This window comes from Mesorhizobium sp. M7A.F.Ca.CA.002.15.2.1 (genome assembly GCF_003998715.1).
In the GTDB taxonomy this organism is placed as follows: domain Bacteria; phylum Pseudomonadota; class Alphaproteobacteria; order Rhizobiales; family Rhizobiaceae; genus Mesorhizobium; species Mesorhizobium ciceri.
This window is the reverse complement of sequence record NZ_RZPI01001268.1, coordinates 1-458: the sequence shown is the minus strand read 5'-3', so window position 1 is coordinate 458 and position 458 is coordinate 1. Positions and strand designations below refer to the sequence as shown.

Annotated in this window: 2 protein-coding genes; both read right to left on the bottom strand. The window is 60.0% G+C overall.

All coding sequences use genetic code 11. The features are described from left to right. A partial coding sequence (locus ENZ74_RS34070) for a peptidylprolyl isomerase (RefSeq protein ID WP_206522422.1) occupies positions 1-257 on the bottom strand: 257 nt, incomplete at its 3' end. A gap of 40 nt (positions 258-297) precedes the next feature. Then, positions 298-458: peptidylprolyl isomerase (locus ENZ74_RS34065; protein WP_206522423.1), on the bottom strand; the 161-nt coding region annotated here is incomplete at its 5' end.

Here is a 458-nt window from a genome sequence, read left to right as displayed (position 1 = left end):
TTCTCAGAGCCGCCCATGCCCGCGCGGGACGGCGCGAAGGAAGGCTTGCTCGAATTGCCGAACTTGACGTCGCCGGTCTGGGCCATGAAGCCTTCGATGACGCGGTGGAAGACCACGCCGTCATAGGCGCCTTCCCTAGCCAGTTCCTTGATGCGGGAGACGTGGCCCGGCGCCAGGTCGGGGAAAAGTTCGATGACGACCGTGCCCTTGGTCGTTTCCATGATGAGCGCGTTCTCGCGGTCCTTGATTTCGGCCATGTCAGATATCCTTTTGAGAAAACAGAGTTATTTGACAATTTTACTTGTCTGCGGCGATGCGCACCTTGATCATCCGGTCGGGGTCGGAGACCGTGCCGTTATCCGCCTGGTCGCCCTTCTTGATGTGATCCACCAGTTCCATGCCGCTGACGACATTGCCGACGATGGTGTACTGGCCGTCGAGCGGCGGTGCCGGAGCTG